General features: G+C 72.2%; 20 protein-coding genes. 2 read left to right on the top strand and 18 right to left on the bottom strand.

The window, feature by feature from the left end; translation table 11 throughout:
• Window positions 1-124: 124 nt before the first annotated feature.
• The 8 genes from ACLQ26_RS10425 to proS all read right to left on the bottom strand — a co-directional run bounded on the left by ACLQ26_RS10425 (window position 125) and on the right by proS (window position 11701).
• Window positions 125-2209 (bottom strand): geranylgeranyl reductase family protein, encoded by a 2085-nt coding sequence (locus ACLQ26_RS10425; RefSeq protein WP_425744228.1) that lies wholly within the window; start codon window positions 2207-2209, stop codon window positions 125-127.
• A 28-nt stretch (window positions 2210-2237) separates the two neighbouring features.
• Window positions 2238-3221, bottom strand: coding sequence for a polyprenyl synthetase family protein (locus ACLQ26_RS10420; protein WP_425744227.1), 984 nt, complete (start codon window positions 3219-3221; stop codon window positions 2238-2240).
• Between the two features lie 2 nt (window positions 3222-3223).
• The gene (locus ACLQ26_RS10415) at window positions 3224-4816 is read right to left on the bottom strand and encodes a hypothetical protein (RefSeq protein WP_425744226.1); all 1593 of its coding nucleotides are present in this window, start codon (window positions 4814-4816) and stop codon (window positions 3224-3226) included.
• Window positions 4817-4847: 31 nt separating this feature from the next.
• Complete coding sequence (locus ACLQ26_RS10410) at window positions 4848-5084, bottom strand: hypothetical protein (RefSeq protein WP_425744225.1); 237 nt, start codon at window positions 5082-5084, stop codon at window positions 4848-4850.
• Window positions 5077-8853 carry a PKD domain-containing protein gene (locus ACLQ26_RS10405; protein WP_425744224.1) on the bottom strand — a complete coding sequence of 1259 codons (3777 nt, stop codon included), beginning with the start codon at window positions 8851-8853 and terminating at the stop codon, window positions 5077-5079. The genes ACLQ26_RS10410 and ACLQ26_RS10405 overlap by 8 nt, the downstream gene beginning before the upstream one ends.
• A 113-nt stretch (window positions 8854-8966) precedes the next feature.
• Complete coding sequence (locus ACLQ26_RS10400; RefSeq protein WP_425744223.1) at window positions 8967-9533, bottom strand: hypothetical protein; 567 nt, start codon at window positions 9531-9533, stop codon at window positions 8967-8969.
• A gap of 103 nt (window positions 9534-9636) precedes the next feature.
• Window positions 9637-10293, bottom strand: coding sequence for a DUF402 domain-containing protein (locus tag ACLQ26_RS10395; protein ID WP_425744221.1), 657 nt, complete (start codon window positions 10291-10293; stop codon window positions 9637-9639).
• Window position 10294: 1 nt separating this feature from the next.
• Window positions 10295-11701, bottom strand: a complete 1407-nt coding sequence (proS, locus tag ACLQ26_RS10390; RefSeq protein WP_425744220.1) for a proline--tRNA ligase — start codon at window positions 11699-11701, stop codon at window positions 10295-10297.
• Between the two features lie 69 nt (window positions 11702-11770).
• Here proS and ACLQ26_RS10385 point away from each other — a divergent pair, with 69 nt between their 5' ends.
• On the top strand, window positions 11771-12328 hold the full coding sequence (locus ACLQ26_RS10385) for a hypothetical protein (protein ID WP_425744219.1): 558 nt from the start codon (window positions 11771-11773) through the stop codon (window positions 12326-12328).
• 76 nt (window positions 12329-12404) lie between these two features.
• On the opposite strand, the gene ACLQ26_RS10380 is transcribed toward ACLQ26_RS10385, so the two are convergent.
• The 10 genes from ACLQ26_RS10380 to ftsY form a co-directional block, all read right to left on the bottom strand.
• Window positions 12405-13484, bottom strand: a complete 1080-nt coding sequence (locus tag ACLQ26_RS10380; protein ID WP_425744218.1) for an amidohydrolase family protein — start codon at window positions 13482-13484, stop codon at window positions 12405-12407.
• An 18-nt stretch (window positions 13485-13502) separates the two neighbouring features.
• On the bottom strand, window positions 13503-14081 hold the full coding sequence (locus ACLQ26_RS10375; protein ID WP_425744217.1) for a Uma2 family endonuclease: 579 nt from the start codon (window positions 14079-14081) through the stop codon (window positions 13503-13505).
• A 68-nt stretch (window positions 14082-14149) separates the two neighbouring features.
• Window positions 14150-15709, bottom strand: a complete 1560-nt coding sequence (gene ffh / locus ACLQ26_RS10370; protein ID WP_425744216.1) for a signal recognition particle protein — start codon at window positions 15707-15709, stop codon at window positions 14150-14152.
• Between the two features lie 126 nt (window positions 15710-15835).
• Entirely contained in the window at window positions 15836-16492 is a 657-nt protein-coding gene (locus tag ACLQ26_RS10365) for a response regulator transcription factor (protein WP_358159620.1), read from the bottom strand.
• A complete protein-coding gene (locus ACLQ26_RS10360; protein ID WP_425744215.1) occupies window positions 16489-17655 on the bottom strand; it encodes a sensor histidine kinase in 1167 nt (388 codons plus the stop codon). The genes ACLQ26_RS10365 and ACLQ26_RS10360 overlap by 4 nt, the downstream gene beginning before the upstream one ends.
• Window positions 17656-17750: 95 nt before the next feature.
• A complete protein-coding gene (locus ACLQ26_RS10355; RefSeq protein ID WP_425744214.1) occupies window positions 17751-20027 on the bottom strand; it encodes a [protein-PII] uridylyltransferase in 2277 nt (758 codons plus the stop codon).
• Window positions 20028-20043: 16 nt separating this feature from the next.
• Window positions 20044-20382 (bottom strand): P-II family nitrogen regulator, encoded by a 339-nt coding sequence (locus ACLQ26_RS10350; protein WP_007456507.1) that lies wholly within the window; start codon window positions 20380-20382, stop codon window positions 20044-20046.
• A 25-nt stretch (window positions 20383-20407) separates the two neighbouring features.
• Complete coding sequence (locus ACLQ26_RS10345; protein ID WP_425744213.1) at window positions 20408-21820, bottom strand: ammonium transporter; 1413 nt, start codon at window positions 21818-21820, stop codon at window positions 20408-20410.
• Between the two features lie 275 nt (window positions 21821-22095).
• Window positions 22096-22959: an aminoglycoside phosphotransferase family protein gene (locus tag ACLQ26_RS10340; protein ID WP_266251417.1), complete on the bottom strand. Its 864-nt coding sequence runs from the start codon at window positions 22957-22959 to the stop codon at window positions 22096-22098.
• A 6-nt stretch (window positions 22960-22965) separates the two neighbouring features.
• Window positions 22966-24156 (bottom strand): signal recognition particle-docking protein FtsY, encoded by a 1191-nt coding sequence (gene ftsY, locus ACLQ26_RS10335; RefSeq protein WP_363679426.1) that lies wholly within the window; start codon window positions 24154-24156, stop codon window positions 22966-22968.
• 82 nt (window positions 24157-24238) lie between these two features.
• On the opposite strand from ftsY, the gene ACLQ26_RS10330 reads away from it, so the two are divergent.
• Window positions 24239-25951 carry an alkaline phosphatase D family protein gene (locus tag ACLQ26_RS10330; protein ID WP_425744212.1) on the top strand — a complete coding sequence of 571 codons (1713 nt, stop codon included), beginning with the start codon at window positions 24239-24241 and terminating at the stop codon, window positions 25949-25951.
• The last annotated feature ends 25 nt before the right edge of the window (window positions 25952-25976 follow it).

Raw genomic sequence — 25976 nt, 5'->3', positions numbered from 1 at the left:
CGGTGGACTAGCGACGTGCCCGGGTTAGAGGGCGCCGGACGCGCGCCGGATACCAGCGACCCATTCTGCCAGATGGAGCGCCGATCACTCGCACCGGAGCCCCGAGCCGGCCCACCTGACGCCACTACGTGACCGACATCACTCTCCCGCCGGGGCCCTCGTGGCCCGACAACTCGGGGGTGGCCAGCCGAGCCAGCAGCTCGCGGGCCGGGCCGGCGGGCACCGCCCGCAGCGCCTCACGCGCACGTTGGGCATGCTCGGCGACCAGGCCGAGCAGCCCGATCACCCGCGGGTCGTCGTGCGCAACCGCCGCCCCGGGCCGCGCCGACCCACCCCACCGGGACGCTCCGGTCAGGTCCCGAAGCTGCTCGCCGAGGGCGTGGGCAGCGCCAACCTCCCGACCGTACGCGGCCAACGCGTTCACCACAGGCACCCGGGCACCTCCGAGTCGACCGCCGAGCCGACACGGCAACTCGAACGCGACGGCGGCCCGCCCCGCCAGCAGGGCGCCACCGGCATGGGAACCGGCATGGGAACCGGACGGCGGGCCGGCACGCAGTTCCAGAGCCCGACCCTCACAGGCCACCGTCAACGCCTCGGCGAACTCGGCGACGACCGGGCCACCGCCCTGCGCGGCGAACTCGTAGGCGCGGGCCAACAGAAAGTCCGCGACAAGCACAGCGAACCGGTTGCCCCACGGCGTCGGCCGAGGGCCGGCCGACCCGGCCTCGTCCCTGGCGCTGTCCACCGCCAACCCGGCGAGAAGCCCCAGGTCCACCGCCGCGGCGAGGGCGTGCCGCAGCGGATGTTCCCGGCCACCTACCGCTGCGGCGACGAGCAGCAGCACCGACGGACGTAGCGAGAGGCTCGACAGGTCCTCGTCCACCCCGCCGAGCCGGACGAACATCGGCCAGTCCTCCCGCACACATCCGGCCAGCAGTTCGCCCACCGCCAGGAGATCGCGCCGCAGGTCGCGGGCGAGTTCCGGGGCCGGCGCGGGCAGCGGGTCCAGCAGGACACCTGCTCGCGCGCCGTCCGGGAAGAGCGCCAGCCTTCGGCAGAGCGCGAAGAGTGGGCGGTCGTCGTCGAAGGTGGCGTCGAGCACCCGCCAGGCGAGCAGGTATCGGCGCACCGAGTACCTGCCGGTCTCGAAATAGCCGGACTGCCGGACGGCCAACTGCCGGGCGTACGGAGCTGGATCCACAGGTCCCGCCTCGGCGTGACGAAGGGCGGCGTCGATCCGGTCGGCGGCGAGCAGACCCGACTCCAGGGCGAAGCTGATGCCCTCGCCGGTGAACGGGCTGACCAGACCCGCCGCGTCGCCGACCAGCAGGAGCCCCGGCACACCGCACCGGGACGGGTCGAAGTCCAGCCGCAGCGGCGCACCTGTCATCGGTCCGGCCGGGCGGGCCGCCCGGAACCGCCTGTCGGTCGCCACCAGGTCGGCGACGAAACGCTCGTACAGCAGGCGGACGTTCTCCCGGTGGGTCGGGTCGAAGAGGCCCACGCCGACGTTTGCCGTCCCGTCGCCGACCGGGAACACCCAGCCGTAGGAGGGCAGCACCCGCCGGTCCGTGACGTCCGCCAGCGGGAGGTGGATCTCCAGCAACTCGTCGAGGTCCGCCACCTCGGTGAAGTAACCCCGGGCGGCGAACCCGGTCCACTCCCGGTCCGGACTCCGCAACCCGGCCTGGTGAGCCAGCCGCGACGAGGCCCCGTCGGCGGCGACCACAGCCGGGGCGCGCAGCGTAAACCGGTGTCCCTCGTACTCGATCCGCACGCCGTGGACCCCGGCGCCGCCACCGAGCAGCCCGGTGGCGCGCGCTCCGGTCCAGAGCACCGCGCCGGCGCGCACCGCCCGCCGGCACAGCACCGCGTCCAACTCCAGCCGGGGCACCACCATGCCGTACCCGGTGCCGTCGGGGTCCTCGTAGTGGAAGTCGCGAGCGCCCCGCCCGCGCATCCGGATCCGCACCCCGCCGACCCGCTGGGCACCCGTCAGTTCGTCGAGCACTCCCATGTCGGCCAACAGACGCACCGCGCTGCGGGTCAGGCCGTCGCCGCAGCACTTGTCGCGGGGAAACTCGCGCCTGTCGACAAGCAGAACCCGGCGGCCCAGCACCGCCAACCGGTACGCAGCAGCCGCACCGCCCGGCCCGGCTCCCACCACTACCGCGTCGAAGCCGTCGAGCCGGTCCGGAACCATCATCGGGGTCGGCCTGTCCGGCGGGTCCACGTCAACCCGCCCGGGTGACGGCGTAGTCGGCGAGCCGGACAAGCGAGTCCCGGGCCGGGCCGGGCGGCAGCGGATCCAGCCTCCGGGCGGCCTGCGCTGCCCTGCTCCTGGCCTCGGCGAGGACCTCGTCCACCGCGCCCGAGGCGACGACCAGCTCAGCCACCTCGGTCAACTCCGCCGGAGTGGGCTCGCGTACCTCCAGGAGGTCGCGCACCCGCCCGGCCACCGCTGAGTCGCGGGTCAGCAGCCGCAGCACCGACATGGTGTAGACCCCTTCCCGTACGTCCGTCAGCGGCCGCTTGCCCAGCGCCGCGTAGCTGCCGCGCACGTCGAGCGCGTCATCGGTGAGCTGGAAGGCGACTCCGAGGTCGTGGCCGTACCCGGCCAACGCCTCGACGGTCGCCGGCGACGCACCGGCGAGCAGCGCGCCCAACCGGCAGGGCAACTCGAACAGGGTCGCCGTCTTGCCAGCGATGATCTCCAGGTGCTCGGCCTCGGTGAGTCCGGTGTAGAACGCGTTCTCCGTCTCGCGGAGCTGGCCCGTGCAGAGCGCGACCAGGGCGGATGCCGCCTCCCGGCCGTACCTGTCGTCGAAGGCGGCGAGCAGGGCGATCGCCCGGGCGACCAGGAAGGTCCCGGCGACCACGGCCGCCGGCTCGCCCCATTCGGCGTTGACGCTGGGGCCGTGCCTCCGGGTGACGGCACGGTCCATCACGTCGTCGTGGTAGAGCGAGGCGAGGTGCAGCAACTCCAACGCCGCGGCGGCGTCGAGCAGATGTGCCGGACGGACGGAACCGAATTCGGCCGCGACCAGCAGCAGCGCGGGACGGATCCGCTTGCCGCCACGGCGTTGCAGCGCCGTCGCCATCGCCCAGAGCGCCGGGTCCGACGCGGCGACGGCCTCCCGCATCCGCCCGTCCAGGCCGGCCAGCGCCTCCCGGGCACGGGCGCTGGCCAGCCAGTCCGGGCCGGTTGGGTCACCCATCGTCACCGCTTCCGCTTCGGCTTCGACTTGGTGGGCTTCTCGTCCGCCGGTTGCCGGGCGTCGCCGACACTCGCACCGCCACCGCCACCGCACCCACAGCCGCCGTCGCCGCGCCGACCACTGCCCGGAGCACACAGGGTGGGCACCCGCTCGACCAACTCCTGCGCCTTGTGCAGCAGTTGCTCATCGTCGAGCATCCGCAGGATCTCCACCGGAGTACGACCGACAGCGTCGTTCGCCAGCGCCAGCACCTCCTCGGCGGCGGACAGCTCCTCGGCGGTCAACCGGTCCGCGAACCGGCGCAGCGTCTTGCGGGCCTCGTCGAGGTGCTCGGTAGTGAGCGTCGCCTCGGAGCGCTGCGGCTGGAGCAGTGCCGCACGGGCCGTCTCGGCGTACGTGTCGTAGAGCTTCTGCAGGTGCCGCCGGTCGGCGTCGGAGAGCTTCGTCGACCGGGCCCGAGCCACCAGCCGGTCCTCGTTGGCGAAGTAGGTGTCGACGGCGAACCGGCCGACACTGGTCTGCTGCAGGTAGCGCTGCCGGAACTCCTTCTCGACCGCCACGTCGAGGTCGACGTCACGGTCCAGGACCCGGCGGGCGGTACTGCTGGAGGCGCAGCCACAGGCACTCTCGTTGCCACCCGCGCCGCCCAGGTAGACCACCGACCCGGAGTCGCCGCCCTCGGACAGGTGGGCGGTGGCGATCTGGCCCTCGAAGGTGGCCACGCCGACGCCGGGGCCGTAGTCGATGCTCGCGCTGACATCCACCTCGGTCACCGTGGAGGTGGTGTACTCGGTGGTCCGACCGACCTTCTCCACGTTGCTGCCGATGTCGACGCCGGCGATGGCGCTGGCCCCCGCGGGGAAGGTCACGTCGAGTTGACGCAGCACCTCGTCGATGGGGTTGATCAGGGTCCGGTTGCACGAGCCGGCGAAGAGCAGACCGACAGCCGGATGGTTGCTGTTGGCCACCGGGAAGATGTCGTTCTTGACCCGGTCGATCACGTCGTTGGGCTGGGAGACCTGGCCGATCGCGCAGTCCACCCGGTTGCCGGCTGGGTTGATCATGACAAATCGCTTGAGCGTGGCGATGGTGTCGGCGGGCGCGGTGCCGCCGTCGTACGAGCCGGGCTGCGTGATCGCGTCGCCGATCACCCCGGCGTTGGAGTTCGCCAGCACGTGGTTGTTGCTCAGGATGCAGAGCGAACCGTCGGTGTTGTCGGTGACCAGCGCGCCAAGCGTGCCGGCCGTGACGTTGACGTGCGCGATGCTCACCCCGTTGGGTGCCGGGCGTTCCCGGGCGGTGAACTCCTGGGCGAAGAACGGGCCGGTCTCCACCACGTCGACCTCGACGAAGTCGGGCCCGAAGTAGACCCGCCGCGGCAGCAACCGGGTGGTGGGTAGGAACTGCCTCGGCACCTTGCGCACCACGTACACCACAAGGGCCGGCTCGTCCGTGCGGCGGCCGCTGACCTCCCGTCGGCCGTAGGCGAGACCGCTGACGTTCGGGTCATCGAGCAGCCCGGCCAGTGGGCCTCGACGAGCCGCCCGAGCCAACGCCCGGGCCTTGACGTAACTGTCGTCGTTCGGATTGGACATGGCGCCTCCTGCCGTGCAACGGGGTGCTGGATCAGGTTCGGCGGGCCTCGAACGGCCCGGTGAGCACGAAGCGCAGCGGGACACCGTCGACGCTCTCGCCGGTACGGGCCACCAACGCGGGGTCGGTGACGTAGACGCTGATGACGTACGGGCCGGACGGATCGGGCCGGCCGATGCCGGTGCCGGCGGCGGCGTACCGTCGGGTGAGGTCGGTCCGGTGCGCGGCCAGCACGGCACGGACGTTGTCGAGCGAGCCAGGTTCAGCCACAGCAGCCGCCACGGGTCGGAGGGTCGGACCGACGGGTCGAGCCGGTGACACCGGCATCGGCCGGAACCGGGTGCGACGTGGGATCGCCGTGTTCGCCAGCGGAGTCGTCGTCCGGCCCGGTGGTGTCGGCGTACTCGGCGCAGAGCCGGACCAGCAGCCCCTCCGCCGACCGACCGACGATTCGGACCGCGACGATGCCGGGACCAGCCAGGGTCACCGTCGCCGGGCCCGGTGGCGAGTTCGCCGGCACCTCGACGCGGTCGAGCTGCGTGCCGTCGTCGTCGAGCGCGGTCAGCTCGACCGGTTTGCCGCCCTGGTTGACCACTGTGGCGACGACCCGGTCCGCCGGGTGGGGCAGTGCGATGTAAACGCCGGCGCCGAGCTGGAGGGCCGCGCCGCCGGTGGGCGGCCCGACCACGACGACCACCCGGCCGCCACCGTCCAGGGAACGGATGAGGAACCCGTGGTCCGTCCACTCGCCCGGGTACTGGGTGCCGGGCTGACGGTCGGCGAAGTCGAGGCAGTCGCGCGGCAGTGGTGGTGGCGGCGGCTCCGTCGGGCAGTACGGCTGCGCGGCCAGCAGGTCCACGTCGTCGAACCACACCCGTCCGCCGCCCCTTCGGGGTTCACCCCCGCCGGCCACGGCCTCCAGGAAGACGGTCACCGCGGCGGCCTGGGCGGCGACGCGTACCGTCAGCGGGCTCCACCGCTGCGCGCTCGTGCCCTCGCTCCAGACGACGGCGGCGGAGGTGGGGTCGGTGCCGCCGGTCGGGTCGACGCCGAGCCGGGCCGTCGCGGGTTCGGCCTGGTCGAGGTCGTACCAGGCGGTGAGCTGGTAGGCCCAGCCCGGGTTGGCCCCGATCTGCTGCCGGATGCCGACCCGCTGCTGCGGACCAGGAACGAGCCCCTGTGCCCGGCGACCACCGTGCACCACGAAGTTGCTCGCGACATGGTGGCCGGTGCCCCCGGCCGCAGGGCCGGCCAGCACGTACGGCTCCCACCCGTTGGCGACCTGTCCGCTGGTGCGCTGGGCGAACCCGTCCTCGAAGTGCCGGTTCACCACGTCGACGGCCCGGACCACCAGCTCGTCGACACCGGTCCCACCGTCGTCGTCGACCACCGTGCACCGGGTCAGGAACGTGCCGCAGTCCGGGTAGCGGTGGGACAGCACGGCGGTTCCCCTACCGGCCGGCGGCTCGTGCGTCTCGATGACCACGGCCGGCAGCGGCGGGGTGCAGTCGCCGAAGTCCCAGACGGCGGTGTGCGTGTCGCACCAACCGGGATCGGTGAACGCGGCGGTGAGGGTGAGGACCGTGCAGGGGTAGGTGAACAGGTCGGGGCCGGCATCGACAACGGGCGGGACGTTGCGCACCGTCACGGTCCGGGTGTCGGTCGCCATCCCACCGTTCTGGTCCCGGACCCGCAGGGTCACCTCGTACACCCCGTTGTCGCACCAGGCGTGCTGGACGGTGCTGGTGCCCTCGGCCCGCGGCGGGGTGTTGGTCTCCACGACCGTGCCCGGCTCGGTGGGTTGGGCGTCGCCGAAGTTCCAGGTGGTCTCGTGGGTGTCGGCGTACTCGACGTCGCTGAACCGGCCGACGAGTGTGACCACCTCACCCTCGTCCACGGTGAGGTCCGGGCCGGCGTCGACAGTGGGTGGCACGTTGGCGACGTACACCAACGCGAAGTGGCGGCTGGTGGCACCGCCGGGCTGGTTGATCGTCAAGGAGTGCGCCGCCAGGTAGGTGCCGCTGGCGGCGTAGACGTGATTGACATCGGCGGTGGCGGCCGGTGCCGTTCCGTCGCCGGTCAGCCAGGTGTAGCCGGCCGCGGCGCTGGTGTGCCCGGCGGCCAACAGCACTGCCGACTGGGCTGTCCCGGTGTACGGTCCGCTGCTGCGGGCGGCGAGCACCTCGGTGCTCTCACAGGAGCTGAGCACCTCCAGGTCACCGGCGAGGACGAGCCCGTCGGCGTTGATCACGATCGGGTCGAAGAAGACGGCCCTGACCCGCCCGATCCGGGCCAGTTCGGGGGGCCAGCCGGTGATGCCGCTGACCGCCCCGGTGATCGGGTCGACAAGGCGCGACCCGCCGATGTTGTTGACCACGGCCGTGATCACCGCGGCGACCACGATGATGATGACCCCGATCAGGATGCTCCCGGCGCCGAAGCTGATGATCGCCAGGATGATGGCGATGACCCAGAACAGGACCGACTCCTCGGGGTCGACGTCCGGCTCACCGATCAGGTGGTTGTCCATCCGCTGGACGCCGTCGGGGTTGAGATCCCCGCTCGGGGTCCAGTGCAGTCCCACGTCGGCCCGGAAGCTGGCGTCGACGTCGATGCTGCCGAGGATCGCGTCGATGACTGTCAGCTCACCGGTCATCCGGATCGACCCGTCACGCAGTTCGACGTCCAGTTCCCGGACGTCCGCCTTGTCGTCGCCCTGGTCGACGCGGCGCGGCAGGTCGCTGTCCGCCCAGCCGTTGGCCACGCGGGCGGAGTCGATGTTCTCCCGCACGATCGTCCCGTCGAGCAGGATGGCGAAGTCCCGCCCGGCCGGCACGACGTTTGTCATCGCCCCGATGTCGGCGCCCTCGCCGGCGTTGATCGCTATCACCAGCAGGTCGGCGAAGACCCGGGTGGCGACATTGTCGGCCTCGAAGACCTCGCCACCGACCTCCGGCGTCCACAGGGCCAGGAAGCCCCGCCCGACCAGGTCGTCGAAGAGCAGGTCACCGATGGCCGTCTCGATCTGCGCCACGGTGGGCACCACGACGTTCTGCGATCCGAAGCCGTGCACCAACGCCGCCCCCTGCTGGTTGAGCTGGGCTTGCAGCGCGTTGTCGAGAAACCCGAACAGGGTGGCGTTGTTTGTGGTGAAGTGGGCGCCCTCGGTGCCGGGCGCCGGGCTGATCGGTCCCGTTACCACTGTCGCGGTGTCGAAGCGCAACGTGTACGCCCCCGGCGGGGTCTCCAGCGGCACCGTGATGGCGAGCCGGGTTTCCACAGCCATCGGGTCGGCCAGCGCGGGCGCCGCGCCACTGCCCACGATGTGGAACATCCGCAGGTAGATCGGCATGCTGATGAGGACGTGCGTCGGATCGGGCTGACTGACGTCGATCCGGTGGGCGGGGTCGGCCTGGTCGTCGTAGATCTCCAGGTGGGTGTCGAGGGTGTAACTCCCGACGCCGAGGCCGAGTACCAGCCCGGTGTCGTCCTGCTCGTGTGGGATCGCCGGGATACCGGGATGCAGTACGCCCCCTGGGCCGCCGTTCTCGTAGGCGAAGTGGACGTACTCGCCGAGGATCTGAACGAGCTTCGGGGCGAGAGGGTCGCCGCTGGTCAGGGTCGCGGTGACCGCGCTGCGGGGCAGGCCGTCGAAGCGCAGCCCCACGTTCTTCGAGTCGGGCAGCACCCCGATCGGCACTGCGGCGTGCGCGGTGGCGGTGAGGTCCAGCAGTTGCGCGGAGGGCACCGGCGGGTCGGCGACGATCACCTGGATGACCAGACCGAAGGTGAGGTCGCAACCGTCGATGTCGGGTCGTGGAGTGGCGTCCAGCTGGTCTCGGGGGATCTCCACCTGGCCGCCGGCCGTGGTGAACCCACCGATCCCGAGGCCGGCCGGGACCGGCAGGTACTGCGGGATACGTCCCTCGTCGGTGCTGGTGTCGCCGCACTCGGCGGACTTCCAGGCGCCCTGCAGGGCCTTGCGGAGAACTGGGGAAGTCGCTTCGACGACGACCTCGAAGCCATGGGTGTCGGCCATTGGTCCCCCTTCGGGGCCGATGTGGTGGAGGCCGGAGGGTGTGGACGACCGGAGGCCGGGCCAGACGTCAGAAGTTGCTTGGGGTTGTCGCCGAGCGGCGGGCCGCCCGTTGGTCAGCGGGGAGGGGTGTCGGGCGCAGGCGACTGGAGCCGGCCGGTCGCGGCCGTCAACGGTGTGGTCACCGCCCCGCTGAGGATCGCGGCGAAGGCCCGCGGGGGTGCGAACCTCGGCCGGCGGGCGGAAATCCGCCGGTACTCCAGCAGCGGAACCAGCACCGGGTGCCGGTCCCGAAGCGGTTCCAGTGGGTCGGCGCCGGCACCACCGGGCTGCCAGCGCGGCGGGTCGGTGTCCGGTTCCTCGCCGTCGGAGCCCGGGAGCACGCCCAGGTCGGTGAGGAGCCGGCGGACGGCAGGACCGTCGTCGGGGTCGACCTGACGGTCGACCAGCCGGGCGATGGTCGTCCGCAGATCGGCGAGCTTCTCGGCGGCGGTCGGTCCGAGCCGAATGCGGTCACCGATGCCGGTACGGGTGTCGGGGTTGAACTGGTAGCCGAGGTGCTCGACGGCCAGCAGCGGATTCGTGGCTGCCGCGATCGCGAGGGTGGGAGCGGCGCTCAGCCGGGCGAGGATCACGCTGGCCCGGGCCTGCAGGTCGGAGAAGGTGTTGATCTGGTCGGCCATCGGGCCTCCCATTACTGGTGGTGACGTTGCCTGAACCCTAGGCCACCACCCCGCCCGCACCACGCTCTATGTCCGCAGGATGACAGGCGGTAATCGATGCAGCTCAGCGGACTGGCGGGCGATCCCAGCCGGCGGGCAGCCCATCCGGTACGGCCCAGTTCGGTGGCGGGACATAGTCACACCAGGTGCCGTCGAACGGGAACACACCCGCCTCGGCGAGCGCGATCACCCGCTCCCCCTCGGCGCGGACCGCCTTCTCGTCGGTCACCCAGTAGTCCTCCGGAAAGGCGAGACGTTCGACGAACTCGTCCTCGTCCTTCCACTGCCAGGTGCGGTCCGGGGCGACCACCACGTCCAGGTCCTGGTCGATCACGTCGACGCCGGCCACCGGTCCGTCATCCCAGCGGACGCCGGGCTCCTCCAGGTTGACGTACCAGTGGCTGAACCGGCCCGCCGCGTCGCGGAACCACCAGACGGAGTGCGCCGCCCCGGTGGGCAGGAACTTCAACAGCGGCGGCCCGTTCCAGCGCCCCTGTGCGAGCTGGTACGTCGGCGTGATCCAGTCGGCGAACGGCAACCCCCGCATGGTCAGGCCGACCTCGTTGACCTCGTGCGCCACCGGCGAGCCCTCCGCGACCCAGAGCAGCAACCCCCGCTCGTCGTCGAGGACGACCCGCGCCGGCCGGACCCACCCGATCCGCCCCCGTCGCACGTTCCGGTGCAGGATCAGCCGACCTGGCTCGAAGTGGTCGACGGTCACCTCAGTAGGCGCGGGCGAGGATGGCGACCAGGTCGGGCTCGTCCTCCGAGTCCGGCACCGAGCCGTCGGCGCGCAGCAGGCAGCGCACCGTCACGCCCTGGCCGTTCGCCTCGGCCTCGCCGGCCACACCGACCGCCGACCACGGCACCCGCGCCCAGCCGGTCGCGGCCGCCTCGATCGCCTCGGCCAGGGTGGCCACCTCGACCGTGCGCGACAACCGGTGGGCGAGCGCCTGGTCGTGCAGCACCTGCTGGTCGGCCTCCAACGCCTCCAGCACCGCGCCGACCACGTCGGCCACCGGCGTCGGAGACTTCGACCCGTCGGTACGACGGACCACGGTCGCGTTGCCGACGGCCAGGTCACGGGGGCCGACCTCGACGCGTACCGGATAGCCGCGCAGCTCGGCGTCGACGGCCCGGCGGCCGAACGCGGTGTCGGTCCGGTCGTCGAGCGCGACCCGGACACCGGCGTCGCGCAGGCCGTCGCGCAGCTTGGCCGCCGCCTCCGCGACGCCCTCTCCGTCCTTGACGATCATGATGTACGCCTGGATGGGGGCCAGCCTGGGCGGCACCCGCAAGCCGTTGTCGTCGCCGTGCGCCATGATCAGACCGCCGAGCATCCGGGTCGACGTGCCCCAGGAGGTCGTCCACGCGTGCTCGCGACCGCCCTCCTTGGCGGAGTAGCTGATGTCGAACGCCTTGGCGAAGTTCTGACCCAGCTCGTGGCTCGTGCCCAACTGGAGGGCCTTGCCGTCGCCCATCATGCCTTCGCAGGTGTACGTGGCAGTCGCCCCGGCGAAGCGCTCACGGGCGGTCTTCAGGCCCACCACCACCGGGATGCCGAGCACGTTGACCATCAGATCCTCGTACGCCTCGTGCAGGATCCGCCGCGCGTAGGCGCGGGCGTCCTCACGGGTGGCGTGCGCGGTGTGGCCCTCCTGCCAGAGGAACTCGCTGGTCCGCAGGAAGAGCCGCGGACGCAGCTCCCACCGGACCACGTTCGCCCACTGGTTGAGCAGCAGCGGCAGGTCCCGGTACGAGTCGATCCACTTGGCCATGAACTCGCCGATGACCGTCTCGCTGGTGGGGCGCACCACGATCGGCTCGGCGAGCGGCTTGCCACCACCGTGGGTGACGACCGCCAGCTCCGGCGAGAAACCCTCGACGTGCTGCGCCTCCCGCTTGAGGTAGCTCTCCGGGATGAACAGCGGGAAGTAGGCGTTCTCCGCCCCGGCCGCCTTGATCCGGGCGTCCATCTCGAGCTGCATGCGCTCCCAGATGGCGTAGCCGGCCGGACGGATGACCATGGTGCCGCGGACCGGGCCGTTGTCGGCCAGCTTCGCCTTGGCGATCAGGTCCTGGTACCAGCGGGGAAAATCCTCCGCACGGGGAGTGAGCACGCGTGCCATGACCGCACATCCTATGCGCCCCTCCTCGGGACAGTGCGCTCGGGCGCGGCATCGTTAGCATCTGCCGCCATGACCTTCCTCGATCCACACACCGGAGCGGCTTCCAACCCCGAGCCCGAGGCCCCCGATCTGGCACACCTGGCCGCGAGATGGGTGAGCTGGGTGGCCCGACACCGGCAGCCGACCAGCCCGATCGCCGACCGGTCCGGCCGGCACGCCGGACATCACCAGCCCGCCGACGTGTGGTTCCTCGCGGGTACGCACGGTGGCTCTGTGCAACGGAGTTGCGTGGTTCCCTCCGGACGGCCGCTCTTCTTCCCGGCGTTCTGCTGGTGGCAGGTCGGCGGCGGAACCGGCCCGGCCGAGGCCGACCTCGGCGCGACCGGGCAGGCGCAGCTCGACGGACTGCCGATCGCGCTGACACCTGCCGGTTCGGCCGAGCCGTTCCCGGTCCGCGGCTTCTTCAACAACGTCGTCACCAGGTGGCCGTGGTCCGTTCCGGTCTCCTGCTGGGGGCTGTGGGGGCTGATCCCCCCGCCCGGCCCCGGCCGGCACGAGCTGCACTTCGGTGGCACCGACGGCGGGCGGTTCTGGGTCGAGGCGCACTACCGGATCGAGGTGCGCTGAACGGCCTCCGCTGTCGGACCCCACCAGATCCAGGATCGAGCGCGATCCGCGGGGAGCGCCGGCGCTGGGCGCGGGGTCAGCGCAACACTCGGCCGCGCAGGATCGTGCGGGACGGGGCGCGGACCACCCGCAGGTCGCGGCGGGGGTCCTCGGGGTAGACGGTCAGGTCGGCGAGGCCGCCCTCGACCAGGCCGGGGAAGCCGAGCCATGCGCGGGCGCCCCAGGAGGCGGCGGCGAGCACGTCGATCGGTGCCATGCCGGCGCGCTCGTGCAGGAGCAGCATCTCCTCGGCGGCCAGCCCGTGGTCGATGCCACCGCCGGCGTCGGTGCCCACGTAGATCGGCACGCCCGCCTCGTGTGCGGCCCGCACCACCTCGGGGAAACGGTCGCGCAGCGCGAGCATGTGCTCGGCGTACCCGGGGAACTTCGCGCGCGCCTGCTCGGCGATGCCCCCGAAGGTCGCGATGTTGATCATCGTGGGGACCAGCGCGGTGCCCTGGCGGGCCATCTCGTCGATCAGGTCGAGGCTCAGGCCGGTGCCGTGCTCCACCGAGTCCACCCCGGCGCGGACCATGATCTCGACGGCCGACTCGGAGAAGGTGTGCACGGCGGCGCGTACCCCGGCGTCGTGCGCCGCCCGCACGGCGGCGGTGAGGGTGTCGGCGTCCCAGGCCGGTGCCAGGTCACCGACGCCCCGGTCGATCCAGTCACCGACCAGCTTGACCCAGCCGTTGCCGGCCCGCGCCTGCGCGGCCACCGTGGCGGCCACCTCGGCGGCGCCGACCTCCACCCCGATGTCGCGCAGGTAGCGCTTCGGGGGCGCGACGTGCCGGCCGGCGCGAGCCAGTCGCGGCAGGTCCGGTTCGTCGTCCAATTCGGGATACGGGTACGGCGAGCCCGCGTCGCGGATCGCCAGCACTCCGGCGTCCCGGTCGACGTGGGCCAGCTCGCGGGCCTGGTCGAGGGAGGTGATCGGGGCGCCACCGCGGGCGATGCCGATGTGGCAGTGCGCGTCGACCAGCCCCGGCAGCACGAAGCCGCCGTCCACGACGGTCTCCGCACCGGGCGCCGGGGTGAACGTCACCCGGTCGCCGACCAGCCAGAGATCCCGGACCTCGTCGTCGGGGAGCAGCACACCGCGCACGTGAAGAGCCATGCGCACAGTCCTACCCGATCACTCCTCGTCGGGGGCGAGCAGGTCGTTCTTCCGGGAGGTCAGGGCCGGCAGGTCCACGGAGACCTTCCACGGGCGCTCGGTGACGAACAGGTCCTCGGTGTGGGTGACCTGCTCGTACTCCCGGTTGGCGCCGAGGGCGTACTCGGTGAGCGTCACGCGCTCCTGCAACGGGTCCACCACCCAGTAGGACCGGACGCCGGCGTGCGCGTAGACCTTGGCCTTGTCGTACATGTCGCGGAAGCTCGAGGTCGGCGAGACGACCTCCACGGCGAGCAGGGCGTCCTCGACCGGGACGGGTGACCGGTTGGCGTGCGTACGACGGATGACCACCACGTCGGGGCGCGGCTCGTTGCGCCGGTCGACCCGCATGGACAGGTCGATGCTGACCAGGTATTCCGGCGGGCAGTTGACGCGGAGCGTGAGCAGGAGCTCGACACAGAACTCTTGATGCACGGCAGTTGGGGACGGCACGATCAACCTTCCGTTGATCAGTTCGTACGGAAGGTCCTTCGGTAGTTCACCGAGGTCGTCGACCGTCCACTCGTGCCGTTCGGGCAGGATCGGGGCCGCGGTCATGACATCTCCTTCCAGGGGGCGACATCACCCTAAGCAAGGATGACGTCGCCGGCCGTCACCGACACGCGTCAGCGCGGGCCCTTGTCGCCGCCCTTGCCGAGCTTGTTGAAGTCGATCTTCGGGAGCTTGAAACCGGGCGGCAGGCCCTGGCCACCGGCGAGGTCGTTCGGGTCCATTCCCGGCGGGAGCTGCGGCATGCCGCCCGGGAAACCGCCCGGGAGCCCGGCGCCGGCGCCCGTACGCGGACGACCGCCGCCCTTGGTGCCCTTGCGCTTGTTCTTGGGGGACTTGGTCGCCTTGCGCCGGCCGCCGCCGGGCAGGCCCATCATGCCGCCCATCTGCTTCATCATCTTCTGCGCGTCCGCGAAGCGGTTGAGCAGCTGGTTGACGTCCATCACGGTGACCCCGGAACCGTTGGCGATGCGCGCCCGGCGGGAACCGTTGATGATCTTCGGGTTGGTGCGCTCGCCCGGGGTCATCGATCGGATGATCGCGGTGACCCGGTCGAAGTGGCTGTCGTCCAGCTCGGCGAGCTGGTCCTTCATCTGCCCCATGCCCGGCATCATGGCCAGCACGTTGGCGATCGGACCCATCCGCCGCACCGCGATGAGCTGGTCGAGGAAGTCGTCAAGCGTGAACTGCTCGCCGCCCATCAGCTTGGCGGTCATCTTCTCCTTCTGATCCGAGTCGAAGGCCTGCTCGGCCTGCTCGATCAGAGTGAGGACGTCGCCCATGCCGAGGATCCGGCTGGCCATCCGGTCGGGGTGGAAGACGTCGAAGTCCTCCAGCTTCTCGCCTGTGGACGCGAACAGGATCGGCTGTCCGGTGACTTCACGGACCGACAGCGCGGCGCCACCACGGGCGTCGCCGTCGAGCTTGGAGAGCACCACGCCTGTGATGCCGACGCCGTCGCGGAACGCCTCGGCGGTGCGGACGGCGTCCTGACCGACCATCGCGTCGATGACGAAGATGACCTCGTCCGGGCTGACGGCGTCGCGGATGTCGGCGGCCTGCTGCATCATCTCGGCGTCGATGCCGAGGCGGCCGGCGGTGTCGACGATGACGATGTCGCGGGCGGCGCGCTTCGCGTGCTCGATCGAGGCGCGGGCCACCTGCACCGGGTCACCGGTGCCGTTGCCGGGCTCCGGGGCGTACACCTCGACGCCGGCCCGACCACCGAGCACCTGGAGCTGCCCGACGGCGTTGGGGCGCTGGAGGTCGGCGGCGACGAGCAGCGGCTGGTGGCCCTGGGCCTTGAGCCAGCGGGCCAGCTTGCCGGCCAGGGTGGTCTTACCGGAACCCTGGAGACCGGCCAGCATGATCACGGTCGGCGGCTGCTTGGCGAACTGGAGCCGCCGGCCCTCACCGCCGAGGACGTTGATCAGCTCTTCGTTGACGATCTTGATGATCTGCTGGGCGGGGTTGAGCGCCTGGGAGACCTCGGAGCTGCGCGCCCGCTCCTTGACGGCCGCGATGAAGCCCTTGACCACCGGCAGCGCGACGTCCGCCTCCAACAGCGCGAGGCGGATCTCGCGCGCGGTGGCGTCGATGTCGGCGTCGGTGAGCCGCCCCTTGCCGCGGAGCTTGGTGAAGATCCCGGACAGGCGGTCACTCAAGGTGTCAAACACGCGAACATCCCGTTTGTCAGTGTTCCGGCGGGCACAACGCGGCCGGCACTGCGGAGTCCGGCCACCGCTAGGGTAACCGCCCAGCCGCGGGGCCGCTCTCGCCCGGCCCGGCCCGCTTCCCGGGCCTCACCCCGAGACCAGACCCGACTGGTACGCGAAGACGACGAGCTGGGCCCGGTCCCGGGCTCCCAGCTTGCCCATCGCCCGGCTGACGTGGGTCCGCGCGGTCGCCGGGCTGACCACCAACCGGGCGGCGATCTCCTCGTTGTTCAGGCCCTCACCGACCAGCCCGACGACCTGGCGTTCCCGATCGGTGAGGGAGTCCAGCCGCGGGTGCGGCCGGGGCGCCCGCGACGGCCTGGTGGCGAACTCCCGCACCACCCGCCGGGTCACCGACGGCGACAGCAGCGCCTCCCCCTCGGCGACCAGCCGGATGGCGCGCAGCAGCTCCGGCGGCCTGGTGTCCTTGGTGAGGAACCCGCTCGCGCCGTGCCGCAGCGCGTCGAAGACGTACTCGTCCAGCTCGAAGGTGGTGAGCACCACCACCCGCGTACCGGTCAGGTCGGGATCGGCGACGATCCGGCGGGTCGCCTCGATCCCGTCGATACCGGGCATCCGGATGTCCATCAGCACCACGTCCGGGCGAACCTGGCGGGCCAACTCCACCGCCCGCAGCCCGTCGGCAGCCTCACCGGCGAGCGCCAGGTCGTCCTCGCTCTCCACAAGCGCGCGCAGCCCGAGGCGGACCAGGTCCTGGTCGTCGGCGATCAGCACCCGGATCACGCGGCGGGCTCCACGGGCAGTCGGGCCGAGACGCGGAACCCGCCGTCCGGGCGCGGCCCGGTCGTCAGCCGCCCGCCCAACGCCGCCACCCGCTCCCGCATACCGGCCAGGCCGTGCCCGCCGCCCTCCTCGTCGGTCGCGTCGAACGACCCGGCGGCCACGCCGACGCCCCGGTCGGTGACCTCGACCGTCACCTCGTCGACCCGGTAGCCGATGGTCACCTCCGCGCGGGCCACCCCGGCGTGCCGCAGCACGTTTGTCAGCGCCTCCTGCACCACCCGGTATGCGGCCAGGTCCACCGCCGCCGGCAACTCCCGAGCCTCGCCGTCGTGGCGCAGGTCGACGGCGAGTCCGGCGCCGGCCAACCGGTCGCACAGTGCCGGGAGCCGGGCCAGCCCCGGCACCGGCTCGCGTTCCGCGCCCCGGCGCACCGCGCCCAACGTGACCCGGAGCTCGTCGAGCGCCTCCCGGCTGGTGCGACTGATCGCGGTAAGCGCGACCTCCGCCTGCTCGGGCCGTTTCGGCAGCAGATGCAGGGCGATCTCCGCCTGCATGCTGATCGCGGCCAACCCGTGCCCCACCACGTCGTGCACCTCCTGAGCGATGCGCAGCCGCTCCTCGTCGGCCTGCCGCCGGGCCTGCGCGACACGGTCACGTGCCTGCTCGGCGCGGCTGCGGGCGGCGGCCTCGCGGTTGACCCGCACCACCACGCCCGCGGCGAACGGTACGACAGCCCAGGCCGACGCGGGGAGCACTCCGGTCCAGCCCGGCGCCGGGCCCCGGGACCAGAAGACGTGCGCCAGCAGCACCACGAACGCGCCGACGGTGGCGAGGGCGGCGGGGCGTACCGGCAGCCGCAGGGCCACGGTGAACACCGCGACCAGGAAGGTGAGCAGGATCGGCCCGTACGGATAGCCGAGCACCAGGTACGTCGTGGTGGCCAGGGTGACCACGGCGAGGACGGCGACCGGTGCGCGCCGCCGACCGACGAGCGCCAGCGCCGCGACGGCGATCAGCACCCGGCAGACGGCGTCCACAGGACTCGACCCCGGCTGGTTGGCTCCCGCGAGCCCGCTGGCGAGTTGCCCGAACCCGAGCAGCGCCAGGGCGAGCACGGCGTCACCCGCCACGTCCGGCCACGCCCGCCACCCGTTCCATCGCATGGCCGTCATTCTGCCCGCGCCCACGCCCTCTGACGTGCGTCCACGAGCGGCCACGCCCGTACGCCCCCGGGCGTACCCGCCGCCCGGAGCCGGGGTCAGACGGCGGCCAGGACGGCGGCCTCCAGGCGGGCCCGGGTGGCGTCGTCCGGCCAGCCACCCACCAGGTAGAAGGCGTCGACCACGTCGGCGCCCAGCGTGGAGATGCGCGCCGCACGCACCAGGGCGCCCGCCTCGTCGAGCGCGCAGGCGACCCGGTAGAGCAGCCCCGCGGCGTCGGCCGCGCGAAGTTCGAGCAGCACGGCGTCGGTGGCGGCCTCGCGATGCCAGACGACCCGCGGGGCGGCACCGCTGCCCCGGGCGGCGAGAGCTCGACCGCGCAGCCGTTGGGTGACTGACACGTCGCCGGCGACCGCACGACGGAGGTCGGCGCGCAGCGGGACCGGATCGGCCGGCAGGCCGTAGCGGGGTTGCACCCGGCACTCGACGAGGGCTCGGCCGTCGACCACCGAGGCGTCCGCGGAGAGCACCTCCAGTCGGTGCAGGGCCAGGCAGCCGGCCACCGTGGCGAGCAGGCCCCGCCGGTCGGCGGCGGCCACCGCCACCCGGTCCCCGGTCAGGTGGACGACAGGCAGCGGGCCGTCCAGCAGCGCCGGATCCGGGGCGGGTGGCTCAGGCAGCACCCCGGTGTCCAGGGCGGTGCGGACGCGGGCCACCAGCTCGGCGACCAGTCGGCCCTTCCAGTCCGACCAGGCGGCCGGTCCGGTGGCCGCGGCGTCCGCCCGGACCAGCGCGTGCAGCAGGTCGAGGGTGCCGGTGTCCCCCACCGCCTCGGCGACCGACGCAATGGTCACCGGGTCGGCGAGGTCCCTGCGGGTGGCCACGTCGGGCAGCAGCAGGTGCAGCCGGACCAGCGTGCCGATCAGCTCGACCTCCGGGGCGGGCAGCCCGACCCGGGTCGCCACCGTCTCGGCCAGCGGCACCCCGACGGTGCTGTGGTCACCGGGCAGGCCCTTGCCGATGTCGTGCAGCAGAGCGCCGAGCAGCAGCAGGTCGGGGCGGTCCACCTCGCGGGCGTGCCGGCTGGCCTCGTGGGCGGCCTGCACGAGATGCCGGTCCAGGGTGTAGCGGTGCACCGGGTTGTGCTGGGGCAGGCTGCGCAGCCTGGTCCACTCGGGCAGCCACCCGTCCACCAGCCCGTACCTGTCGCACGTCTCCCAGGCCGGGACCAGGCCGGGACCGGCGCCGAGCAGAGTGGTCAGTGCGGCCCGGGCCTCGGCCGGCCAGGGCGCGGGCAGCGGCGGGCAGTACGCCGCCAGCCACTCGCAGGTGGCCCGGGCGATCGGCAGCCGGGTCGTGGCCGCCGCGGCGGCCACCCGCAGCGACAGGCTCGGGTCGGGGCGGGCACCGATCGCCGTACGAGCCAGCACCAGCTCTCCGTCGTGCTCGACCACGTCCCGGGCCACGGGCCGGCGCACGGGAGCGCCGTTCCCGCCCCGGGATCGGCCGGAGCGCAGCCGGTCGGCGGCGCGGAAGGCGTCGTCGAGGGCGTGGCTGACCGTGCGCGCGTCCCCGGCCACCCGTCGGAGGAGGGCGTCGCCGTCCTCCAACCCGAGCAGCGCGGCGACACCCGCGCGTTCCTGGGCGACCAGCCGGTCGACCCGGCGACCGACCTGTTGGTGCAGGGCGTCGCGAGTGTCCAGCAGGCGCAGGTGGGCGGCTCGGACGGCGGGGCGCAGCGCGTCGGTGATCCCGGCCGCGGAGATCGCGCGCAGCAGTCCCACGTCGCGCAGCCCTCCGGCGGCCTCCTTCAGGTCGCCTTCGAGGAGGAAGGCCAGTTCGCCGTGTGCCTGCCAGCGGGCGACCGTGACCTCCCGCAGGCCCGGCAACTGGCGGACGGCGGTACGCCGCCAGTGGTCGGCGGCGGTGCGGATCAGGGCGTCGGCGAGCGCCTGGTCGCCGACCACCAGGCGGGCGTCGAGCAGCCCGAGGGCGACCTTGACGTCGTCCTGGGCCACCGAGAGAGCCTCGGAGACGGTCCGCACCGAGTGGTCCAGGCGCAGGCCGGCGTCCCAGATCGGGTACCAGACCGAGGCCGCCAACTCGTCCGTGCCGGGCACCCCGGCGTGCAGCAGCACCAGGTCGAGGTCGCCGTAGGGGGCGCACTGCCGCCGCCCCAACCCCCCGACTGCCATCAGCGCGACCCCGTCGCGCGCCGGCAGCAGTCCGCGCAGAAATTCGTCGTACGCGGCCGCCCGCGCCCGGCGCGCGGCCTCCCCGATCCCCCCGGGTACGCCGACGACCTCGTTGATCAAGAGGTTCGCGTCGCCGTCACCGGCGTGCCCTGACGCGTCTTTCTTGATCAACGAGGTCATGTCGTCGTGGCCCGGATCAGAGGGCGTCGAGGCCGCGCTCGCCGGTACGCACCCGGACGACCTCCTCGACACCTGTGACCCACACCTTGCCGTCGCCGATCTTGCCCGTACGGGCGGCGCCGACGATGGCGTCCACGATCTTTTCCACGTCGATCTCGTCGGTGAGCACCTCGACCCGGATCTTGGGCAGGAACTCGACCGTGTACTCGGCACCCCGGTAGACCTCGGTGTGCCCCTTCTGCCGTCCGTACCCCTGGACCTCGCTGACGGTCAGCCCGGCGACGCCCAGGGCGTGCAGAGCCTCCTTCACCGCGTCCAGCTGGTACGGCTTGATGACCGCGGTCACCAGCTTCATGTCCAACCCCTCCATCCCAGGAACGTTAACCGGCGACCTTGGCGCTGACCGGCTCGGTGGGCTCGGCCTCCGGCGTGCCAGCGCTCGGCGTGCCGCCACCGGGGGTGCCGATGCCGGCCATCGCGAACGCGCCGCCCGTGCCGCCGCCGGCCGGGGACAGGTCGTAGCTGCTCTCGGCGTGCTCGGCGATGTCGATGCCCTCGACCTCGGCCTCACCCTTGACGCGGAAGCCGATCGTCTTCTCGATGACGAAGGCGAGCACCCAGGCGATACCGAACGACCAGGCGGTGACGATCAGGCCGGCGAGGGCCTGCCGACCGAGCTGGGTCGCGCCGCCGCCGTAGAACAGGCCGTCGGAGGCGCCCACCACGTCGCTGATCGCGGCGTTTACCGAGTTGGTGGCGAACAGGCCGAGCCAGAGCGAGCCGATCCAGCCGCCGACGAAGTGCACGCCGACCACGTCGAGGGAGTCGTCGTAGCCGAGCCGGTACTTGAGGCTGACCGCGAGCGCGCACACGACCCCGGCGACGATGCCGAGCAGCACGGACGCCCACGGGGCGATGAAACCACAGGCCGGGGTGATCGCGACCAGGCCGGCGACCGCGCCGGAGGACGCGCCGACCATTGTCGGCTTGCGGTCCTTGAACCACTCGACCGCGAGCCAGCCGAGCACCGCGGCGGCGGTGGCGAGCTGGGTGTTGATGAAGGCGAGACCGGCGACCGAGTCGACGGTCAGCTCCGAGCCGGCGTTGAACCCGAACCACCCGAACCACAGCAGACCGGCGCCGAGCGCGACAAGCGGGATGTTGTGCGGCTTCATGCCCTCGCGGGGCCAGCCGAGCCGCTTGCCGAGCACCAGTGCCACGGCCAGGGCGGCCGCACCGGCGTTGATGTGCACCGCGGTGCCACCGGCGAAGTCCAGCGCGTGGATGTCGGCGCCGATGATGCCGCCGCCCCACACCCAGTGGGCGACCGGGAAGTAGACCAGGGTGGCCCAGCCGAACGCGAACAGCAGCCAGCCGGCGAACTTGGCCCGGTCGGCGATGGCACCGCTGATCAGCGCGACGGTGATCACCGCGAAGACCATCTGGAAGGCCATGAACACGTAGAGCGGAATCCCGATGCCGCTGGGGTTCTCCGCCGTGGCACCCCACAGGTCGGTCTCGGCGAGGAACGTCTTGGTGCCGAGGTACGCGCCCGGGTCACCCCAGAAGCCGTTCACGTCGGTCCCGAAGGCGACGCTGAAGCCGTAGAACCACCACAGAACAGAGATGAGCCCGATGGCTGAGAAGCTCATCATCATCATGTTGAGTACGCCCTTGGCCCGGTTGAGGCCGCCGTAGAACAGCGCCAGTCCGGGGGTCATGAGCAGCACGAGCGCGGTCGAAACCAGCAGCCATGTGGTATTGGCGCCGTCGATCGTCGGTGCTTCAGGCACGCTGGCCTCCTAAAGGTGAAGTCCTCCTTCGCGGCTTTCCGGGGCAGCGTCGCCCGTAGGCCGGTTGCGCGGAAGCTTCGCGGCCGGCTGTTTCACCCAGGGTCCCGTGCGGGTTTCCGTCTCGTGACCAGTTGTTTCGGACGTGTCACGAACTCCGCACAGTCATCAGCATGGACGACTGTGGATCGCCCGGACGTCGATCGTCGATGGCTGACCGGTCAGTGGCATCGACCGGTGCGCGTGACTGACCCGACCGAGCATCGACCGACAGGCGCTCAGCGGAGGGCGTTCTCCAGCGCGTGCCGCTCGTAGTCGAGCAGCCGCAGATCGCGCATCGGCCGCCGCAGGTGCCCCTTGTGCACGATCCGCACGAACGCCGGCTCGCCGGCGGCGGCCATCCGGCGGATGCCCTCGACGTGGTCCACGATGCGCTTACGGATGGTGCGGATCAGCCGGTGCCGGTCCCGCGGGATCAGCCCGTACGCGTCGGCGAAGAGTCGCAGCCGGCGCGGCCGGTCGGGGTGCTTCCAGCCCAGCGTGATCGAGTCCCGGTCGGCGAAGATCGGCACCCACGTCCAGGCGGCGTACGCCACGTCGTAGATCCGGGCGCCGGGCGAGGCGAGGTCGAAGTCGATCAGCCCGAGGGTGCCGTCGGGCCGCCAGATCACGTTGTGCGGCGCGGCGTCGTGGTGGCAGATCACCTCGGTGTCCGGCGGCGGGGGCCCGAACGAGCGCCAGACCGCATTCGGCGGCGGGGCGAAGCCGTACTGCGCGTCGTGGAACATCCGCAGCATGGTGGCGACGGTGACCAGCGCCTCGTCGGTCACCCAGTGCGGGGCGAGCGGGTACTCCCCGCACTCCCCCTCCAGGTACGACAGCACCTCGCGGTTGCGCTCGTCCATCCCGAGCGCCCGGGGCGCACCGGTGAACCCGACGTACTCCAGGTGCCGCAGCAGGGCGTGCACGGACGGGGTCCACGGGCCGGCGTTGCGACGGACCGTGTCACCGACCCGGACCACGGTGCTCACGTTGCCGCCGTGCAGCGGGATCTCCTGCGAAGTCACGTACGGTCTCCCGAGGCGCTGCGAGGGGTGGCCGGGGTCGCGCCAGCCCGCGTACGCGCGATCGTCAGTGGTCACCCGAGACTACGCGTCCCGTCCGGCGGGTTCGGTGCCCAGCAGCGCGTCGACGAACTGCGCCGGGTCGAACGGAGCGAGATCGTCCTTGCCCTCACCGAGGCCGACGAGCTTCACCGGGATGCCGAGCTTGCGCTGCACGGCGATCACGATGCCGCCCTTCGCGGTGCCGTCGAGCTTGGTCAGCACCACGCCTGTCACGTTGACGACCTCGGTGAACACCCGGGCCTGCTCCAGACCGTTCTGGCCGGTCGTGGCGTCGAGGATGAGCAGCGTCTCGTCGATGGGTCCCTGCTTCTCCACCACGCGCTTGACCTTGCCGAGCTCGTCCATCAGGCCGACCTTGTTCTGCAGGCGGCCCGCGGTGTCGATGAGCACGGTGTCCACGCCGGTGTCGATGCCCCGCTTGACCGCGTCGAAGGCGACGCTGGCCGGGTCGGCGGCCTCGGGCCCCCGGACGGTCTCCGCGCCGACCCGCTCACCCCACGTCTGCAACTGGTCGGCGGCGGCGGCCCGGAAGGTGTCGGCGGCGCCGAGCAGCACGGTACGGCCGTCGGCGACCAACACCCGGGCGATCTTGCCGCAGGTGGTGGTCTTGCCGGCGCCGTTGACGCCGACGACAAGCACCACCGCCGGCACGCCGTCCTTCGGGGCGGTCCGCAGCGAACGGTCCATGCCGGGGTCGAGGGCGTTGACCAGCTCGGCGGCGAGCAGCGCGCGCAGCTCACCGGCCGAGCGGGTGCCCAGCACCCGGGTGCGCTCGCGCAGCCGGTCGACGATGTCGCGGGTCGCGTCGACGCCCACGTCGGCGGTGATCAGGCTGTCCTCGATCTCCTCCCAGGCGTCCTCGTCGAGGTGGTCGCGGGCGAGCAGGCCGAGCAGGCCCTTGCCGAAGACGTTCTGCGAGCGCGACAGCCGCGAGCGGAGCCGGACCAGGCGGCCGGCGGTCGGCTCGGGCACCTCCACGGTCGGGGCGGGCGCCTCGATGACAGGTGGCGGTTCGACCAGGACGCCGGTGGACAGATCGGACTCCGGTGCCTCGACCGGCGGGCCGGCGAGATCCTCCTCGGCGCGGGTGTCGACCTCGGTGTGCGGCAGCGGGGGCTCGGGCCGCCGCCGCAGGCGCGGCACGACCAGCCCGACTGTGCCGGCGATCAGCACACCGAGCAGGACCAGAGCGAGGACGAGATATTCGGCCATGCCGGAATCCTGTCAGATGCCGGCGGCGGCGTCCCAGCCACCGCACCCGGCTGGTCTCACGAACCGACGGTAGGCTCGCCGCATGCCCGCCGCACACCTCCTGATCGGCCCACTTCTGCGGCGAGTGGTCGACACCCGGGCGACGATCTGGGTGGAGACCGCCGCGCCCGCCGTGGTCACCGTCCGCACCGCCCACGGCGCCACCGGCACCGCACCCACCTTCTCGGCGTACGACCACCACTACGCCCTCGTCGTGGTGGAGGGGCTCGACCCGGACAGCGCGACGACCTACGAGGTGCTCGTCGACGACGAGTTGGTCTGGCCGGTCCCGGACAGCGGCTTTCCGCCCAGCGTGATCCGCACCCGGGCGGCCGACGACCTGGACCAGCCGGTCAATCTGATCTTCGGTTCCTGTCGGGAGACCACCCAGCACGCCACGACTCGCAAGCTGCCGCCGGACGCGCTGGACGCGTACGCCCGCCGGTTGATGGCCGACCCCGAGTCGAACGCGCTGCCCGACCTGCTGGTGCTGCTCGGTGACCAGGTCTACGCCGACGTCACCTCGCCGACCGTGCGGCGGCTGCTGCGCAGGCGGCGGCGTCGTCCCAAGGGCGCACCTGCCGACCAGGTGGTGAGCTTCGACGAGTACACCAAGCTGTATCTGGAGTCGTGGCGTGATCCGGAGATCCGCTGGCTGCTCTCCACCGTGCCCAGTGTGATGATCTTCGACGATCACGAGATCATCGACGACTGGAACACCTCGGCCGCCTGGCGTGCCGAGATGCGCGAGCAGCCGTGGTGGGCCGAACGGATCGGCAGTGGGTTGGCCTCGTACTGGGTCTACCAGCACCTGGGCAACCTCTCCCCGGACGAGATCGCCGCCGACCCGGTCTTCGCCAAGGTCGCCGCAGCGGAGGACGCCACGAGCGTGCTGCGCGAGTTCGGGCACCGGGTCGACCAGGAGTCCGACCTGGCGCACGACACCGAACGCTGGCGCGCGGTGCAGTACCAGTGGAGTTACGCGCTCGATCTGGGGCGTACCCGGCTGGTCATGCTCGACAACAGGTGCAGCCGGGTGTTGGAGCCGGGCAGCCGGGCCATGCTGCCGCCGGGTGAGTGGTCGTGGTTCCTGGACCAGGCGCACGGGGTCTACGACCACCTGGTGGTCGGCGCCTCGCTGCCCTGGCTGCTGCCGCAGGGCATCCACCACATCGAGGCGTGGAACGAGAAGCTGGCCGACTCGCGCCGGCCCTGGGTGGCCCGGGGGGCCGAGAAGCTGCGCCGCGCCCTCGACCTGGAGCACTGGGCGGCGTTCCGGCGCTCCTTCGAGGCGCTCGGGGAGACCTTCGCCCGGATCGGCACCGGCACGCCGACGCAGTCCGGCGCCCGGGTCGGCGCCGGGCCGGCTTACGCCCCACCGGCGTCGATAAGCGTGCTCTCCGGGGACGTGCACCACTCGTACGTGGCCCGGGCCCGGTTCGCCGATCCCTCGGTGGTCACCCCGGTGCACCAGCTCACCTGCTCACCGATCCACAACCAGGTGCCGGCCGGCATCCGTCCGTTGATGCGGTTGGGCTGGTCGTCGGGGCCGGCGGGCGCCACCCGGGCGCTGGCCCGTTCGGCGGGTGTCCGACGCCCGGGGGTGCGCTGGCGCAAGCTGGCCGGCCCCTACTTCGGCAATGCCGTGGCCACGCTCACCCACCGGGGTCGGCGGGCCGAGGTGACAATCGAGGGCACCACGAGCGACGGGCACCTACGGCCGGTGATGAGCCGCCGCCTCTCCGGCGACGACTGACCGGGCCCCGCCGTACTCTCTAGCC

This window comes from Micromonospora sp. DT43 (assembly GCF_049841645.1).
Lineage (GTDB): Bacteria > Actinomycetota > Actinomycetes > Mycobacteriales > Micromonosporaceae > Micromonospora.
The sequence above is the reverse complement of the archived record's forward strand: the minus strand, read 5'-3'. Positions and strand labels throughout refer to the sequence as shown.